This is a genomic window from Bacteroidota bacterium, from assembly GCA_016213405.1.
Classification (GTDB): domain Bacteria; phylum Bacteroidota; class Bacteroidia; order Palsa-948; family Palsa-948; genus Palsa-948.
Genome location: JACRAM010000125.1, coordinates 14678 through 32857 on the forward strand (window position 1 = coordinate 14678; position 18180 = coordinate 32857).

Genomic DNA, 18180 nt, shown 5'->3' on the forward strand with positions numbered 1-18180 from the left:
TTACATGATGCCAAAATTTAAAAACGATACTCTTACTGAAAAAATAATTGCTTGTTGTTTTAAAGTTCATACTGAATTAGGCGCTGGGTTTCCAGAGAGAATTTACCACAATGCATTGGCAGATTGTCTTGCAGAATCAGAATTTAAAGTTATATCTGAAAAAGAATTTAATGTATTCTTCAATAAGAAAAAAGTTGGAACTTTCAGATGTGATTTGCTTGTAAACGATAAAGTAATAATTGAAATAAAAGCCGTAAGCGGTAAAACACCAATTATCTTCGAATATCAATTATTATCATATTTGAAAGCTTCAGGAATTAAAACAGGATTATTAGTTAATTTCGGAAATAAGAGTTGTGAACTAAGAAGATTAAATATGTAATCACTGTAATCAGAAAGAAAAAATCATTGTAATCACAGATGAAATTAAAAGAATCAAAACTGAATTTTAAAACGGATTGGGAGTATTCTGCTTCTCCCGAAGGTACTTCGCATGTTAATCTGAAGAAGCAATATGATTTGTTTATCGGAGGAGAATTTGTAAAACCGAATTCAAAAAAATATTTTGATACAATGAATCCGGCAACAGAAGAAAAAATTTCTGAAATAGCTGACGCAGATGAAAAAGATGTGGATAGCGCGGTGAAGTCCGCTCGTAAGGCTTTCAACATATGGAGCAAAATTTCTAAGAAGGAAAGAGGAAAATATATTTACCGAATTGCGCGCATGCTTCAGGAACGTGCGCGCGAATTTGCTGTGATTGAATCAATGGATGGCGGAAAACCCATCCGAGAATCACGCGACATTGATATTCCGCTTGCCGCAAATCATTTTTTCTATTACGCAGGTTGGGCAGATAAACTGGAATATGCTTTTCCAAACAGAAAACAAAAACCGCTCGGTGTTGCCGGACAAATCATTCCTTGGAATTTTCCTTTACTAATGGCTGCGTGGAAAATTGCTCCTGCACTTGCCTGTGGTAATACGGTCGTGCTCAAACCTGCAGAAACTACTTCTCTCACCGCTCTTAAACTTGCTGAACTCATTGCAGATTCAGGATTGCCCGATGGAGTTGTAAATATTATCACCGGTGCCGGAAGAACTGGCGCTGCCATTGTAAATCATCCGGATATAGATAAAATTGCTTTCACCGGTTCAACGGATGTCGGAAAAATAATTCAGAAAGCAATTGCGGGAACAAAAAAGAAAGCAACACTCGAACTCGGAGGAAAAGCTGCTAACATTATTTTTGAAGACGCACCGATTGACCAGGCGGTTGAAGGAATCATCAACGGAATATTTTTTAATCAGGGTCATGTTTGCTGTGCGGGTTCGCGATTGTTTGTTCAGGAAAGCGTGGCTGATGTTGTGATTCGCAAACTGAAAGACAGAATGGAAACTTTGATTGTCGGAAATCCTCTCGACAAAAACACAGACATCGGTGCAATAAATTCTAAATCGCAATTGGAAACAATAAATAAATTTATTGATATCGGAAAAAATGAAGGCGCTGATTTTTATCAGTCATCTTGCACAATTCCTTCAAAAGGATTTTTCTGCAAGCCGACTTTATTTCTGAACGCTTCGCAATCGCACCAAGTTGTGAAGGAAGAAATATTTGGTCCTGTTCTCACAGTTCAGACCTTCAGAACTATTGAAGAAGTGATTGAAAAAGCAAACAACATTCCTTACGGACTTTCAGCAGGAGTGTGGACAGATAAAGGTTCCAAAATTTTTAATCTTACTAGCAAGCTTAGGGCAGGAGTTATCTGGGCAAACACTTACAATAAGTTTGACCCGACTTCTCCTTTTGGCGGATACAAAGAAAGCGGTTTCGGAAGAGAAGGCGGATTGCATGGACTTTCAGCATATTTAAATATTTAGAAGATGGAAAGAATAGACGTACAAAAAACTTACAAGATTTATATCGGAGGGCAATTCCCCAGAACCGAAAGCGGAAGATTTTATCCTCTGAAAAATAAAAAAGGTGAATTGCTTGCGAATATTTGTCTGTCATCAAAAAAAGATTTTCGTAATGCAGTTGTTTCCTCTCGCGGAGCGTTTGCAGGTTGGAGTTCTCGAAATGCTTTCAACCGCTCGCAGATTTTGTACCGAATAGGTGAAATGCTAGAAGGAAGAAAATCACAATTCATTTCCGAAATAATTTTGCAGGGAGGAAACAAAAAAGACGCAGAGAAAGAAGTTTCGCTTTCCATTGACAGATTGGTTTATTATTCCGGCTGGTGTGATAAATATTCCCAGATTTTCTCTTCGGTTAATCCTGTTTCATCTTCACATTTTAATTTTTCTGTTCCCGAGCCGACCGGAGTTGTTTCAATCATCGCTCCGGAAGAAAATTCTTTAATCGGCTTAGTTTCTGTAATTGCTCCTGTAATCGCAAGCGGAAATGCTTGTATTGTTCTTGCTTCAGAAACAAAACCTCTTTGCGCTGTTTCGCTTGCTGAAGTTTTGAATTCTTCGGATGTTCCGGCAGGAGTTGTAAATATTCTTACGGGAAAATCCTCCGAACTTCTTCAAGATTTTTCTTCGCACATGGACGTGAACTCAATTATCTATTGTAGAAAAAATCTTGATGAAATAAAAAAAGCACAGGAAAATTCATCTCTGAATGTGAAACGTTGCTTCATCCGAAATCAAAACTGGATGAGCGAATCTTCACAGAATCCATATTTCATTCTCGATACAACAGAAATAAAAACCACCTGGCACCCGATAGAAAATATCGGCAGTGCAAAAGCTGGTTATTAATTAAACACTATGTCAAAAACTGCACTCATCACAGGAATAACAGGACAAGACGGAGCGTATCTTGCAGATCTTCTTTTGAAAAAAGGATATACCGTTCACGGCATCAAGCGCAGAAGTTCGCTCTTCAACACGCAGCGTGTTGACCATTTGTATGAAGATGTACACGAGAAGGGGGTGAAATTTTTTATGCATTATGGCGATTTAACTGACAGCACGAACCTCATTCGAGTAGTGCAGGAAACACAACCGGATGAAATTTATAATCTCGCAGCTCAGTCACACGTACGTGTTTCATTTGAAACACCAGAGTACACTGCGAACGCTGATGCTATAGGAGCGCTTCGCCTTCTGGAAGCAATTCGTATTTTGAAATTAGAAAAAAAAACTAAATTCTACCAGGCATCCACTTCAGAACTTTATGGTAACGTTTTAGAAATTCCGCAGAAGGAAACAACCCCTTTCAACCCGAGAAGTCCGTATGGCGCTGCTAAAGCATACGCATTCTATATCACAAAAAATTATCGTGAAGCATATGGTATGTTCGCCTGCAATGGCATTCTTTTTAACCACGAAAGTCCTGTTCGTGGAGAAACTTTTGTAACCAGAAAAATTACTCGTGCGGCAGCAAAAATTTCTCTCGGGCTTCAGAAAAAACTTTTCTTAGGAAATTTAGATGCCAAGCGTGACTGGGGACACGCGAAAGATTACGTAGACGGCATGTATTTGATGCTCCAGTATAAAGAAGCTGAAGATTTTGTCCTGGCAACCGGCAAAAAAATATCTGTAAGAAAATTTGCTGAGATGGCTTTTGCTGAAACAGGAATAAAAATTGCATGGAAAGGGAAAGGAGAGAACGAAAAAGGAATAGATGTTTCATCGGGGAAAATAATCATAGAAATTGACAAAAAATATTTCCGTCCTGCTGAGGTGGATTTGCTTGTTGGCGATGCATCCAAAGCAAAAAAACTACTCGGCTGGAAACCAAAATATACTGTCGAGGATTTGGTGAAAGAAATGGCAGCAAGTGATTTAAAACTTTTTGAAAGGGATAAATACCTGATGCAAGGCGGACATAAAATTATGAGCCAGAATGAATGATGGAAAAAAATTCAATAATATATGTAGCAGGTCATCGCGGAATGGTTGGCTCCGCCATTGTAAGAAAACTTCATAAGGAAGGATTTAAAAACATTGTCCAGCGCACATCAAAAGAACTTAACCTCTGCAATCAGCAGGCGGTTAAAGATTTTTTCTCATCTGAAAAACCGGAATATGTTTTCCTTGCGGCCGCACGTGTTGGAGGAATTCACGCTAATAATTCCTTCCGTGCGGAATTTATTTATAGCAATCTAATGGTTCAGAGCAATGTGATTCATTCTGCATACGAAAATAAAACGAAAAAACTTTTGTTCCTCGGCTCATCCTGCATTTATCCGAAACTTGCTCCCCAGCCGCTGAAAGAAGAATATTTACTGACCGGCACTTTGGAAGAAACTAATGAGCCTTACGCGATTGCAAAAATTGCCGGCATTAAAATGTGCGATGCTTACCGCGCGCAGTATGGATGCAATTTTATTTCAGTGATGCCTACCAATCTTTTCGGGCCGAACGATAATTATGATTTGAATACTTCGCATGTGCTTCCTGCCCAGCTCAGAAAATTTCATGAAGCTAAAAAAAATAGCAAACCGTATGTGGAACTATGGGGAACAGGAATACCGAAAAGAGAATTTCTGCATGTTGATGATTGCGCAGAAGCCTGCTTATTTCTTATGGAAAAATACAACGATGCAGGACAAATCAATGTAGGAATGGGCGAGGACATTTCCATTATAGACCTGGCTCGGCTCATAAACAAAATAACAGTATATAAAGGAGAAATGAAATTCGATTCTTCAAAACCCGATGGCACTCCACGTAAACTCATGGATGTTTCAAAAATCCATGCTCTCGGCTGGAAACACAAAATTGGCTTGGAAGAAGGAATAAGAAAAGTGTATGAGGAAGTGAAAACACAATTCTAATCGTCATTGCGAGCGAAGCGAAGCAATCTCACAGAAATGAAAGTCTCAAGTTCCAAGTTCCAAGTTTCAAGTTTCAAGAATTTTATCCTGCTTCCTACTTGCTATTTGCTACTTGCTGCTTCTCTTCAAGCCCAGCAAAAAAATCTGCCGCTGAATAGGGAATGGTCTTTAAAGCCCGAAAGATATTTTATTAAATATGACTCTCTCTCCCTTTCAAGCTTTAAACCTGTTATAGAATCGCAAGGAACTACTATGGATAAATACTATTTTTATAATAATTATGTTCGAGAATCTCCCTATAGAATTACTCATAAATTGTTGAGAAGAAAATTAACGGATGAAAATCTAATAATCATCCATGATAGCACTAACAAATTCCATCTCGCCATTGACCCTCTCTTTAATTTTGAATTCGGAAAAGATTATGCAGATTCATCAAAATCATTTTACAAGAACACCCGTGGAGTTTTAGTGAGAGGAGACATCGGCACAAAATTTTCTTTTGAAACCTCTTTCCTTGAAAACCAGGCGACATTTGTAAAATACATAGATGATTATATCAAAAACACCAACAATCTTTTTTCCAACTCAACAAATTATCCTTACAACGCAATTCCGGGACAAGGGCGGGCAAAATCATTTAAGAAAACAGGATATGATTTCGGATTTTCATCCGGCTATATTTCCTATTCTCCAAGCAAACATTTTAATTTTCAACTCGGTCATGGAAAACATTTCGTGGGTGATGGTTACCGCTCGCTTTTGCTGAGTGACAATGCCTTCAATTACCCGTTTCTTCGAATAACTTCTTCTTTCGGAAAATTTCAGTATACAAATCTTTATACATCATTTATGAATCTTACTGACGGAGGTGTAAAAACTCCACCCGGCACAGAAAGATTATTTCAGAAAAAATCCGGTGCCTTTCAGTTCCTCAGCTGGAATGCGAGCAAAAGAATTCAGTTGGGTCTGTTTCAGGGAATGATATGGAAAGCTTCTGATTCAAAAAACCTTCAGCAACTGGATATGTTTTTCTTCAACCCTGTGATTGGAGTCAGTGCTGTAAAATTTGGTTTTGGCAGTACAAATAATGTTTTGCTTGGTATGACCGGAAAACTAAAAATCACCAACTCGTTCCTGATATACGGTCAATTCATGATGGATGATTATGATAAAGATTTTTTCGGAGGTGGCTCGATCCATAACAAACATGGATTTCAAGCAGGAATAAAGTATTTTGATTTTCTCCGCCTGAAAAATCTGCATCTGCAGTTAGAATATAATGAAACCCACCCTTATTCCTATGCACATAAAAAGCCAGCACAGAGCTATACTCACTACAACCAGCCTCTTGCCCACCCGCTTGGCGCAAATTTTAGCGAAGCCATCGGATTCATAAATTACCGGGTGGGAAATTTTTTTGCTGAAGTGAAATCCAGTTTCGCAATAATTGGAAAAGATTCTTTGGGAAAAAATTACGGAAATACTGTTTTTAATTCGGATAACGATGCGGTTTACGGAATTAATTCAAATGAACATTCATGGCTTCGGGGAATCAAAACAATTTTAACTCACAACAATTTTCATATCGGATATCTCATAAATCCAAGCACAAACCTTAATGTTGTAATTGGCGCGAGTTTGCGAAATGAAAAAAACAGTTACACTTCTTCAAAAACTGAATTTTTTTATGTAGGAATCCGCACGTCATTAAACAATATTTATTACGACTTTTAGCATTAATTACGCAAATTTCAACTAATTGAAATCTCATTGTAACCTTTGGAGACATTTTCCGTAAATTTGTCCAAGATTCAGTAAATGGAACTTCTTCTTCTTACATTTATCACTGCTTTTGGTGTGGTGTTGCTTTCAACACCATCGCTCATCAAAGTTGCCATTCTTAAGCGGCTGTTTGATGAACCGAGTGAAGAAAGAAAACTCCACAAGCGGGTAATTCCAACCATTGGAGGCGTGATTATTTTCGCGGGAACATTTTTTTCTTTTGTTCTTTGGTTTCCTTCCGATAATCTGCTCGACATTGATGTAGGCAGTTCTACTTACCTGAGGAATGCACTCGCGCTGGAAGTCACCAAATCCGCTCTCAACGATTTCAAATATATTCTCGCTACAGTTTTTGTTTTGTTTTTTGTCGGAGTGAAAGATGACATCATCGGAACTTCCCCGATAAAAAGATTAGCCGCACATGTGCTCGTTGCATTGATGATTGTGCTCATGGCAGACATTCGCATCAAAAGCATGTATGGAATTTTTTCCGTGGATGAAATTCCTTTCTGGTCGAGCATATTCATTTCTCTTTTCGCCATTATCGTTATTATCAATGCCGTCAATTTCATAGACGGAATTGACGGGCTTGCAGCCGGAATCGGATTCATCGCCTCCATGATTTTCGGAATTTGGTTTTATATGGCGCATGACATTGTAATGTCTCTTCTTTCATTTTCTCTTGCTGGATCCTTGTTTGCTTTTTTGTTCTTTAATTTTTCTCCCGCACATATTTTCATGGGTGATTCGGGTTCCACTACCATTGGTCTGATGCTTTCTGTACTCGCTATCAAAGCAATTGGAACTCCAAATGCAGACGTAAGCGACTCTATTATTGGAGAAATTCACCGTCCTGTTTTTGTCATGGCGGTTCTCTCCTACCCGCTTATTGATACGCTGCGGATTTTTGTCTACAGAACCGTTAAAGGCGTTTCTCCTTTTGAAGCCGATAAAAATCATATTCATCACGCGTTGCTTGATTCCGGAATGAGCCACCGTATGATTTCTCTTTCTCTTTACGGTGCAAATTTACTCATCATCACTCTTGCCGTTCTGTTAAGGGGAATGACTCCAACCACTTTATTTATCGTAATTTTTTTCTCAGCTGTGGCATTAGCTCAGGTTCCGTTTATGCTAAAAAAGAAAAACCACGCTAAATTAAATGGCGATAACGCAAACGGTCACGGAAAAGTTAGCGATGAAGCAAAGAAAAAATTATTTCACGAAGAAGATTTTTAGGTTACCAATAACTAATCTTTACGAATTTTACGAATGAGAATACACTGCCTACTGCCTACTGCCTACTGCCTACTTTCTTTTTTCTTCTCTTTCTCACAATCCAATCAAAACATTCCTTTATACAGGGAAAAACTTCTTCTTTACGAAAAACAGTTGAACAGCAAAGAATGTACTATTCATACTTCGATTAAGCCATTTAACAATACAAAGGAACTTGATGCCCTAAGTGATTCAATAATCTTTTGCAAGGGACGAGGGGCGAAGGGCGAGGGACGAAAAAAATCATCAAACATTATTTCAGCAAATGGAATTTTTTCTTCTGAGTTTGGATACGAATCCCGAAGGGATGGATACCCACAAGCAACTACAACAGAAAGCAAACTTCATCTGGATGGAGGATTGTCACTGGAAGGAAAAGTAAAAGACAAACTTTCCTTCAATGCGGCTTTTATGTCAGGAAATTCTTCCTTTCCTTCTTATATTGATACATTCATTTCAAAATCCAATGTCGTTCCCGGAATGGGTTCCGCTTATACTTCTCCCGAAGGGATGGATACCCACAAGCAAGGATACTCTTATCACTATTACTCGGGTTATCTTTCTTATTCTCCCAACAAGATTTTCAATTTCCAAATCGGCAAGGACAAACATTTTTGGGGAGACGGCTACCGTTCTCTTTTTCTGAGCGATGTTTCAAATTCATTTCCGTTTCTTAAACTATCAACCACGATTTGGAAATTCAAGTACGTGAATTTATTTGCCTGGATGAAAGACGTGACAAATCCCACAGGTTTTAAAAAAGATTTCCTCAACAAATACGGAACTTTTCATTACCTGAGCTGGAACGCAACCAAGAGAATCAACGTTGCGTTGTTTGAATCCATCATCTGGCAGGGAAGTGATAATAACCGTTCAAGAGGTTTTGATATAAATTATTTAAACCCCATTATTTTTTACCGCCCTGTGGAATATTCTCTCGGCTCATCCGATAATGCTTTTCTTGGTTTTTCTTTCAAACTCAAAGTGGCAAAGAAACAGCAATTCTACGGGCAGATTATTCTTGATGAGTTTTTACTGAAAGAAATAAAAGCAATGAACGGCTGGTGGGGAAACAAGCAGGGATTTCAGTTCGGCTTTAAGAGTTTTGATTTGTTCACCTTGAAAAACCTATCCTTTCAAACAGAAATAAATGCCGTGCGTCCGTACACATATTCTCACGGAAGTGTGCAGCAAAACTATGCAAACTACAATCAGCCCCTTGCACATCCGCTTGGAGCCAACTTTGCCGAATCAGTTTCATTCCTTAATTACCGCTACAAAAAATTTGTCCTTCAAGCAGAATTCCTTTATGCCAATTACGGAAAAGATAAAGACACTTTAAACTATGGGGGGAATATTTTTATATCCTATATCAAAAACAGACCGAATGATTACGGAAACAAATTTTTTCAGGGATTGAAAACTAATTTGCTTTATACCAAATTGAAAGTTTCGTATTACCTTATTCCCTCGGCTGACTTGCTTGCTGAAGCAGGAGTTGCGCTAAGGCAGGAAAAAAACTCCGCATCCGCTCTTAGTTCAAGTTTCTTTTTCATCGGCATTAAAACAGGGATTATGAATCGGTATTCTGATTTTTAAAATCCTCTTTTCTACAGTGTCAAGTTTAGTATATTCGCCCTGCTAAAAAAAAATTGTGTTAAGCAAATCCTCGCAAACCATTTCTAAACAAATTACCATTCCGGGGAAAGTCGCGGATTACGCCATGTTCCTCAAACTGCGCCTCGCAAGTCTGGTAGTTTTTTCTGCCGTGCTTGGATTCATGATTATATCAAAAGGAAATATTGATTGGGTGAAAGCCGCCTGGCTTACGCTTGCCGGATTTCTTGTAACAGGTTCCGCAAACGGTTTCAACCAGATTATTGAAAGAGAGTATGACAAAATAATGAATCGCACCATGATGCGTCCGCTTCCGCAAGAAAGAATGAGCATGCCGGAAGCAATTCTTCTCGCATCAGTTTTAGCAGTCACAGGGCTTATCATTCTCTGGTTTTTTCTGAACCCTCTCAGTTCTCTTCTCAGCGCTTTATCCATAGCTCTTTATGTTCTCGCTTACACACCTCTGAAAAGAAAAACCGCTTTTGCTGTTATGGCGGGTGCGTTCCCTGGCGCGTTTCCTCCTTTGCTCGGTGCCATTGCCGCCACCCAAAATTTCGGGCATGTTCCGTATTTCGGATTGCTTCTCTTTGCCATTCAATTTATGTGGCAGTTTCCGCACTTCTGGGCAATCGCCTGGGTGATGGATGATGATTATAAAAAAGCGGGCTTTCGTTTGCTTCCTTCGGGAGAAAGAAACAAAGCAAGTGCCTTTCAGATTGTGGTGTACACGCTTTTTCTTTTGCTCATGAGCATGGTTCCTGTTTTCTTCGGAATGACGCATACTGTTATTTCTCCGCTTATCATCATTGTTTCCGGACTTTTATTTTTTTATCAGGCAGTGAAATTATATCGCGAATGTTCTGTTAAAACTGCACGCGAAGTAATGTTTGGTTCGTTCGCCTATTTACCAATAGTTCAGCTTGCTATATTATTAGGATAAAAGTATGAATATTTCCGCTGAAGAAAAACAATCCATCAAAAACAAATCAGCCAAGCCCATGCTTTGGCTTGCCATGGTTTCCATGTGCATGATTTTTGGCGGGCTCACCAGTGCCTATGTGGTGCGAAGCGGAGATCCGGGGTGGTTGTCATTTGAACTTCCTCAACTATTTTTTGTAAGCACGGCAGTAATTATCGCCAGCAGTTTCACGCTATTGTTCGCCTATCGGTCAGCACAAAAAGATAATTTTTCAGGAGTGAAGATTGGTACGATGCTTACACTTTTTCTGGGAATCACTTTTATCGTTTGCCAATTTTTGGCGTATGATGCGTTGGTCAAGCAAGGAATTTTTTTAGGAGGGAACAAAAGCAATCCGGCCGGCTCTTTCCTCTATGTTATTTCAGGCGCTCACCTGGCGCATTTTGCAGGCGGAATCGTCATGTTAATAGTTGTTTGCATTAAATCTTTCAACGGATTTTATCATTCAAAAAATTTATTAGGTTTGCAACTCTGTTCAATTTTCTGGCACTTTCTTGATTTGCTTTGGGTATATTTATTTTTGTTTATGCACTTCACGCACTAACGTTAAACTTTAGATTTTAAACTTATATATGTCTTCACACACAGCAGCAAAACCGCAAGGATGGGGAGGAGGAACCTCACCGCTGGGAATCAGTACCGGAAAAATGTTCATGTGGTTCTTCCTTATTTCTGATGCGCTCACCTTTTCAGGACTTCTTGTTGCGCTCGGATTTTTTCGCCACAAATTTGCCGATGTGTGGCCCGTGTCAACCGAGGTATTCACCCACTTTCCAGGCACACATGCCCATTTGCCTCTGGTCTATGTAGGCTGGATGACCTTCGACCTTATTTTAAGTTCCGTCACCATGGTTCTTGCCGTTGAAGCAGGCCATCGCTGCGATAAGAAAGCAGTATTATTATGGATGGGACTTACTATCCTTGGCGGTGCAATATTCCTTGGCTCACAGGTGTGGGAGTGGTGGGTTTTCATCGAAGGTTCTGAAACAGGCGCCATGAGAACGATGTTTGTTGACGGGCAATGGGTGCAACAGGTTTTTCACGGAGCCAATCTTCAGTACAATGAATATTCTGTTACACCCCACTACGCAAATTTCTTTTTTGGAATAACGGGCTTTCATGGTTTCCACGTTTTCAGCGGAGTGGTCATCAACATCATTACATTCCTCATGGCATACAGAGGAGTTTTTGAAAGAAGAGGTCATTACGAATGGATTGAAAAAGTCGGACTATACTGGCACTTTGTAGACTTAGTTTGGGTATTCGTATTTACTTTCTTCTATTTACTGTAATCTGTATTAATAATCAAAGTAATCATTTTATTTATGGAATTTCAAGACAACTTTCCCAACTACGAATTTCTCGCACAGCACAACAACGAAGCGGGAGTAGGTGTAAGAAAAAACCTGATGAAAGTATTCTGGCTTCTGCTCGTGGTCACGCTCATCGAACTCACCATCGGCTGGTTCTGGCATGACATTCACAATTCATTGCACGTTTCCAAAACATACCTCATCATCTTCTTTGTTATGTTCACGCTCGTTAAAGCAGGATATATTGTAATGGCGTTCATGCACCTTGGTGATGAAAACAAATGGATGCGATGGATAGTGCTCGCACCTTACTGTTTTTTCATTGTATACCTTATCTATATGACTGCTGTTACTGAAGGCAGTTACTCAAAAGGTTTCCGCAACCCCATTGACCCTGTTTCTAAAACGCAGACCGAAATTCCTTCCCATCACGAATAATAGTTTCAGGTTTCAGGTTGTTCACCTTTCAATTGTTCAATAGGAGGTTAAATAAAAAAAATATGAATCTTCTTCAACTTGATGCTTGCTGAGAATCAGAAGATGAAATCTCTTCCAGTTTTTTCTTGTCAAGAATTTTTATTCTTCTTCCTTGCACTTCAATGATGCCTTCTTTTTCAAAAACAGTGAGTGTGCGGCTTACGCTGGAAGCTGTCATTCCGGCAAGCGCGGCAAGATCATCTCTTCTCAACAATGTGTGAATGCTGACTTCATCGTTTTTGTTCACGCCATATAAATTGCAATACTCAAGAAGAGCTTCAGCAAGGCGGGCATCCAGATTTTTTTGAGTGAGCGATATTATTTTGTTCTGCATTCTGGACAGTTCTTCTGCGAAATACAGATTGATGCGAGAAGCAAATGCATTGTTTCCGCCAAGCACTTTGAAAAAATCATTTTGGTCAATGACACAAACTGCCGAATCCTCCAGTGCAACTGCGTTTGTTTCATATCTTTTATGGGTAAGCAGCTCTGTGAACCCGATAAAATCAACGGGCTTCTTTAATTCCACAATCAGTTCTTTACCGTCATCATGACTTCGCTTCGTAATCTTTGCTTTGCCTTTGCTGAGGCAGAGCAATCCATGCGGTAAAAGTCCTTCTTTATAAATGGTTTCTCCTGCATGATAAGATACTACCGTTCGTTTTTCCTCAAGTAATGCCAATTCATTGTCATTCAGCCCTTCAAGAAGAGATAAACATTTTTTTCCGCAGGTAACGCAATTACTTCCCCCTTTGTTCACTATAAATAAATTATTTATGACAAAAGTATTGCCTGTCGGCAGAATAAATTATGATATGAAACATATTTTTTTATGATTCAAGTCATTGCTCAGAAACAAGAACATACTTTTCTTTACATAAAATTTGATGAAGCGCAGAAAAATTTCTGACCAATAACAAAAATAAATACTAATATCTTTAAAAGTATGAAAATCCGTAGTAAAATTTTCCTCTCCTTGGTTGGCATCGCTGCAATGAGCGTGCTGAGTAATTGTACTCAGAGCGGAGGTAATAATGACAGCGCAGCAACCGCAACAGAATCTGACCCGATGAAGGATAAAGGAATTGGTCCGGTAACGAGTTTGACTCTTGGTGTGATTGATACAACGATGGCTGCCGAAGGAAAAACTATTTACAACTCTAAATGCACTGCCTGCCACAACCCCACTCAAAAACTGATTGGACCTCCGCAAAAAGGAGTGTTGGACAGGCGAACTCCTGAATGGACAATGAATATGATTCTGAACCCGCAGGAAATGTTAGACAAAGATCCAATCGCGCAAAAGCTGCTGAAGGAGTTTAATAATGTTCCGATGACAAATCAGAATTTATCGCAGGAGGATGCAAGAAAAGTTCTTGAATATTTGAGGTTACTATAAAAACCAATAAACAGCAGGCAGGATGAAATCAGCAACCAATACGTATGAGAAAATAACTAACGGGATTCGGCACGAAGGACTCTCAGATAAGTTTCATTATACTCTTTCGGAGCAAAGTATCTTTTGCTTTTTGTTGCTCACAGGGAGTTCCTGTAACACAAAGGATGGCTTCTATACAACTAATGATACCTTCTATATGACTAAGAATGGCTTCTATAACACCAACCATGGCTCCAGGGTTGGTCATCTAAGAGCCAGGGTTGGTTATCCAAGAGCCAGGGTTGAGCATCCAAGAGCCAGGGTTGGTCATCTGAGAGCCAGGGTTGAGCATCTAAGAGTCAGGGTTGAGCATCTAAATTGAATTTTTGAACTAAAAACAACAAAAATAACAAAAAAAAGAAAAAAATGGCACAAAGAAACGTTAGCGTAGAAATACCCATCGAAAGTCCTGATGACATGGAAACATTAACCGATGCCGCATTAACAAGGCATGCTGTTCTTGGAGCAGGCAGCCCGCTCACAGGAGAAGTGGACATGGTTTTGCTGGCAACCAAGCATGGCATAACGGTTGCCAAAAGAGCGCAGGGCAATGCCGCGCAAGCAAATTCGGAAGCCGACATGCTGGAAGCAAACACGGCAATGGGAACCGCGCCCGGGCAAAATGTGGATACTGCCGGCACGGTGTATCACTTAACCGCTATGATACGCGACCGCCTGCTGTTTGTTCATGCCGATTTAGAAGAAGAACTTGAAAAATACGGTTTCAATGTGGTCATCAGCAATGCGGGCGGAATAAAAAACGTATCGGTTGAAATACCCATCTTCGAATATCAGAAAATGGAAAAGTTAGCCAAGAATATTCTTGACCGCCACGCTGCGCTGGGTGCAGGCAGCCCGCTCACCGGGCAGGTGGATATGACCTTGTATTCAACCCAGCTTGCCACCGCCAAAACCAAACGCAAGAGTTCGCAGCAGCAGCACGGAAGCGCCCAGCCCCTCATGCAGGCAGCCGACACCGCGCTGGGAACTGAAGCAGGGCAAACGAGCAAAACCAAAGGAACGGTTTACAACCTCATTACCCGTGTGCGCGACCGGCTGCTGTTTGTTCACAACGGCTCGGAGGAAGAACTCAGCACCTATGGTTTTAATGTGGTAATCACCGAAGGGCGCGATAACAGCGTGCCGCCCACCGGAACGTTTACGGCAAACCCAACGGCTATCACGGCAGGGCAATCATCTACACTAACAAGAAACATCAGCGGCTCGGTGAGCCAGAGCATTGAACCCGGCATTGGCGAAGTAACTCCCGTGGGCACCACGCAGGTAACTCCTGCTGTAACCACCACCTATACGCTCAAAGCCATTGCCGAAGATGAATCCACCTTAACCATTACCGCGCCCGTGAGCGTGGGCGATGTGCAGCCACCGCCTGCCCCGTAACGAATGTATCGGGGACACAACCGTAAAAAAAAATAAGCCCTAACCCTAATCATTTTTATATGAAAATATTTCCAGATAATATCAGCACCTACGGGCAGGAGATAGATGATTTATTTTATCTCATATTGATTTTTGTCAGCATAGCATTTTTAATCAGCATTATTGCGCTGCTCATTCCTCTTTTCCGAAAAAGAGAAAAGGCAGCTTATTTTACAGGAGACAAATGGGTTCATTTGAAATGGGTGGCACTGCCGTTAACGCTTCTCGCCATCAGCGATTTTATCATTCTTGCAAAAGAGCACGGCACATGGGCAAGGATTGAAGAACAAATTCCTCAGGCAGATGTTCACATTGGCATAATCGGCAGGCAATGGAATTGGGTTTTTGTTTATCCGGGGCAGGATAATGAACTGAATACTTCTGATGATATTGTGGTGGACGAGCAGAACAGCGAACTGCACGTGCCGGTGAATAAAAATATTGTCATTGATATTAGGGCAAAAGATGTGCTTCACACTGTTACCATTCCTGTTTTGCGATTTAAGCAGATGGCAATTCCCGGCAGAACTATTATGAAATGGTTTCAGGCAACAAAGCCGGGGAAATATGAAATTCAATGTTCAGAAATCTGCGGGCTGCTTCATTCAAGGATGAGAAACTTTTTGGCAGTGGAAGATGAAAATGATTATAAAAAATTTCTTTCAGAATTGTATCAGCAAAATAAACAGCTCGAAAATTCATTAGTCAGTTCAAAATAATTTTTATATGAATCATACAAAACAAAACTTCTGGACAAAATATGTTTTCGCAACCGATCATAAAGTAATCGGTAAGCAATACATCATAACCGGATTGATTATGGCTCTGGTGGGCGGTTATCTCTCCTATGTTTTCAGAATGCAGCTTGCTTATCCGGGGCAATCCATTCCGCTCTATGGAGACATGGGACCTCAGCAATACAACGCATTTATCACCCTGCACGGAATGATTATGTTCTTTTGGTTTGCAATGCCGATTCTTCTCGCAGGTTTCGGCAACCTGTTTATTCCACTGATGATAGGAACAGACGATATGGCATTCCCTACCGTGAATATGATTTCGTTCTGGATATTTTTTGTCTCCACCATTGTTTTGATGGTTTCCTTTTTTCTTCCCGGAGGCGCAGCAGCGGGTGGGTGGACCATGTATCCTCCGCTTTCCATAACGGCACACCAACCTACCTTCTGGGGCTCTTTTTTTACAGGACAAACATTTCTCCTTCTTGCAGTTGCGCTTGAATTTGTTTCCATGCTCATGGGAGGAATAAATTTTTTGACCACCACCATTAACAAACGCGCACCGGGAATGACGGCATTTCGTTTACCTATTTATGTATGGTTTGCAAATCTTGCAGGTATAATTTTTATGTTTTCTGTGGGACCTCTTATTGCAGGAGCTTTTATGATGCTGTTGGATATTAATATGGGAACAGGATTTTATGACCCTTACCGCGGAGGCGACCCGATTTTATTTCAGCACCTGTTTTGGTTTTTCGGGCACCCTGAAGTATATGTTTTACTGCTCCCTTCGCTGGGAGTAACAGCCGAAATCATTTCAACATTTTCACGCAAACCGATTTTCGCTTATAAAACTATTATCTACATGGCGCTGATTGCTTCTGTTCTTTCTGTGATTGTTTGGGCGCATCATCAGTTTATTTCAGGCATTGACCCAAGGATGGCGACATTTTTCAGTGTGGGAACAATTTTGATTTCTATTCCGTTTGCAGCAATAATTCTTTCTTACTTAGCCACCCTTTGGGGCGGTTCCATCCGTTTAAAAATGCCGATGATATGGACCATTGCTGGCATTGGTTCTTTTTTAATAGGAGGATTGACAGGACTTTTTCTTGGTTCCGATACGTTTGACATCTATGCACACGATACCTACTTCGTAATTGCGCATTTTCATTATGTGCTGATTCCTGTTGTGATATTCGGAACTTTCGCAGCTATTTATTATTGGTATCCGAAATATTTTGGCAGAATGCTCAACGAGAAGATTGGAAAAATCCATTTCTGGCTGACCTTCCTTTCATTCCATGCGTTTGCTTTTCCGCTTTTCTTTTCAGGGCTTCAGGGCGAACACAGAAGAATTGCCGACTATTCCAGTTTTGATTCGCTCATGACTCTTCCTATTCAACATATTCGGATTATATCCACCATTGCAACCATTATACTTATTTCTTCTCAACTGCTTCTCATCATCAATGTTTTCTGGAGTTACAGAAAAGGAAAAGTGGCAGGCAGAAATCCATGGGAGGCAAACACGCTTGAATGGCAGACAGATTCTCCTCCACAGCACGGAAACTTTGAAGTGTATCCGGAAGTGTATCGAGGCGCTTATGAATACAGTTTGCCTGACAGGACAGAAGATTTTTATCCACAAAACGAAAAATAAAAAACTATGAGCACAACAACTATTTCCATTCCCTCCATCAAAGATGTTCCGCAAGGGCGGCTCGGTGTATGGGTTTTGATTGCAGGCGAACTGATTATTTTCGGAGGCCTTATCGCCTGTTACATTTTATACCGCTTGCGCTATCCCGAATGGGGAGAGCAGGCAGCGCATACTTCCACTCCGCTGGGAGCATTGAATACCATCGTGCTTCTCACGAGCAGTTTTACAGTTGTTATGTCGCATACGGCATCTATCAAAAAGCAGTTGAATAAAATTGTGCTCTGGATGAGCGCCACCATCGGATTAGGATTAATGTTTCTGGTTGTGAAATCAATTGAATACACCAATGAAATCAGTCATGGTTTTACACTCACAAGTCCATCGCTTGTCGCAAAAGGAGAATCGGTTGGCGCAAACTTCTGGTCATTTTATTATCTCGCAACAGGATTGCATGCGTTACATGTGATAGTGGGAATGCTCATTTTGTTTATCGTTATGATGGGAGCGCGCAAAGGAAAAAACCTTCACCGCGTGGAACTTGGAGGAATGTACTGGCACATGGTGGATATTATATGGATATTTCTGTTTCCACTATTGTATCTCGCAAAATAAAAAGCCCATCCCTACCCTTCCCAAAGGGAAGGGTAATTAGATTGGAAT

At 40.4% G+C, this 18180-nt stretch carries 18 protein-coding genes; 17 read left to right on the forward strand and 1 reads right to left on the reverse strand.

Annotated features, from left to right (window positions below):
- The first annotated feature begins 4 nt into the window (after positions 1–4).
- The 12 genes from HY841_15005 (at position 5) to HY841_15060 (ending at position 12203) form a co-directional block, all read left to right on the forward strand.
- Positions 5–382: a GxxExxY protein gene (locus HY841_15005; GenBank protein ID MBI4932064.1), complete on the forward strand. Its 378-nt coding sequence runs from the start codon at positions 5–7 to the stop codon at positions 380–382.
- Between the two features lie 38 nt (positions 383–420).
- A complete protein-coding gene (locus tag HY841_15010) occupies positions 421–1884 on the forward strand; it encodes an aldehyde dehydrogenase family protein (protein ID MBI4932065.1) in 1464 nt (487 codons plus the stop codon).
- 3 nt (positions 1885–1887) lie between these two features.
- Positions 1888–2769 carry an aldehyde dehydrogenase family protein gene (locus HY841_15015; protein ID MBI4932066.1) on the forward strand — a complete coding sequence of 294 codons (882 nt, stop codon included), beginning with the start codon at positions 1888–1890 and terminating at the stop codon, positions 2767–2769.
- A 9-nt stretch (positions 2770–2778) separates the two neighbouring features.
- Positions 2779–3867, forward strand: a complete 1089-nt coding sequence (gmd, locus tag HY841_15020) for a GDP-mannose 4,6-dehydratase (protein ID MBI4932067.1) — start codon at positions 2779–2781, stop codon at positions 3865–3867.
- The gene (locus HY841_15025; GenBank protein ID MBI4932068.1) at positions 3867–4793 is read left to right on the forward strand and encodes a GDP-L-fucose synthase; all 927 of its coding nucleotides are present in this window, start codon (positions 3867–3869) and stop codon (positions 4791–4793) included. Before gmd ends, HY841_15025 begins: the two co-directional genes overlap by 1 nt.
- A 36-nt stretch (positions 4794–4829) precedes the next feature.
- Positions 4830–6530 carry a hypothetical protein gene (locus HY841_15030; GenBank protein ID MBI4932069.1) on the forward strand — a complete coding sequence of 567 codons (1701 nt, stop codon included), beginning with the start codon at positions 4830–4832 and terminating at the stop codon, positions 6528–6530.
- A gap of 84 nt (positions 6531–6614) precedes the next feature.
- Entirely contained in the window at positions 6615–7817 is a 1203-nt protein-coding gene (locus HY841_15035) for an undecaprenyl/decaprenyl-phosphate alpha-N-acetylglucosaminyl 1-phosphate transferase (GenBank protein ID MBI4932070.1), read from the forward strand.
- Between the two features lie 33 nt (positions 7818–7850).
- Positions 7851–9455, forward strand: coding sequence for a hypothetical protein (locus tag HY841_15040; GenBank protein MBI4932071.1), 1605 nt, complete (start codon positions 7851–7853; stop codon positions 9453–9455).
- A gap of 124 nt (positions 9456–9579) precedes the next feature.
- Positions 9580–10413 (forward strand): protoheme IX farnesyltransferase, encoded by an 834-nt coding sequence (cyoE, locus tag HY841_15045; protein ID MBI4932072.1) that lies wholly within the window; start codon positions 9580–9582, stop codon positions 10411–10413.
- Positions 10414–10417: 4 nt separating this feature from the next.
- Complete coding sequence (locus tag HY841_15050) at positions 10418–10996, forward strand: cytochrome c oxidase subunit 3 (protein MBI4932073.1); 579 nt, start codon at positions 10418–10420, stop codon at positions 10994–10996.
- Between the two features lie 28 nt (positions 10997–11024).
- Complete coding sequence (locus tag HY841_15055) at positions 11025–11744, forward strand: cytochrome c oxidase subunit 3 (GenBank protein MBI4932074.1); 720 nt, start codon at positions 11025–11027, stop codon at positions 11742–11744.
- A gap of 33 nt (positions 11745–11777) precedes the next feature.
- Positions 11778–12203, forward strand: a complete 426-nt coding sequence (locus HY841_15060; GenBank protein ID MBI4932075.1) for a cytochrome C oxidase subunit IV family protein — start codon at positions 11778–11780, stop codon at positions 12201–12203.
- A 73-nt stretch (positions 12204–12276) separates the two neighbouring features.
- On the opposite strand, the gene HY841_15065 is transcribed toward HY841_15060, so the two are convergent.
- Positions 12277–13002, reverse strand: a complete 726-nt coding sequence (locus tag HY841_15065; GenBank protein MBI4932076.1) for a Crp/Fnr family transcriptional regulator — start codon at positions 13000–13002, stop codon at positions 12277–12279.
- Positions 13003–13188: 186 nt separating this feature from the next.
- Between HY841_15065 and HY841_15070 the strand changes: the two genes are divergently transcribed.
- The 5 genes from HY841_15070 (at position 13189) to HY841_15090 (ending at position 18132) form a co-directional block, all read left to right on the forward strand.
- Positions 13189–13641, forward strand: coding sequence for a cytochrome c (locus HY841_15070; GenBank protein ID MBI4932077.1), 453 nt, complete (start codon positions 13189–13191; stop codon positions 13639–13641).
- 405 nt (positions 13642–14046) lie between these two features.
- The gene (locus HY841_15075) at positions 14047–15081 is read left to right on the forward strand and encodes a hypothetical protein (protein ID MBI4932078.1); all 1035 of its coding nucleotides are present in this window, start codon (positions 14047–14049) and stop codon (positions 15079–15081) included.
- Positions 15082–15140: 59 nt separating this feature from the next.
- Complete coding sequence (locus HY841_15080) at positions 15141–15839, forward strand: hypothetical protein (protein MBI4932079.1); 699 nt, start codon at positions 15141–15143, stop codon at positions 15837–15839.
- 7 nt (positions 15840–15846) lie between these two features.
- Positions 15847–17520 carry a cbb3-type cytochrome c oxidase subunit I gene (locus HY841_15085; protein MBI4932080.1) on the forward strand — a complete coding sequence of 558 codons (1674 nt, stop codon included), beginning with the start codon at positions 15847–15849 and terminating at the stop codon, positions 17518–17520.
- A 6-nt stretch (positions 17521–17526) separates the two neighbouring features.
- Complete coding sequence (locus tag HY841_15090) at positions 17527–18132, forward strand: cytochrome c oxidase subunit 3 (GenBank protein MBI4932081.1); 606 nt, start codon at positions 17527–17529, stop codon at positions 18130–18132.
- Positions 18133–18180: the final 48 nt, after the last annotated feature.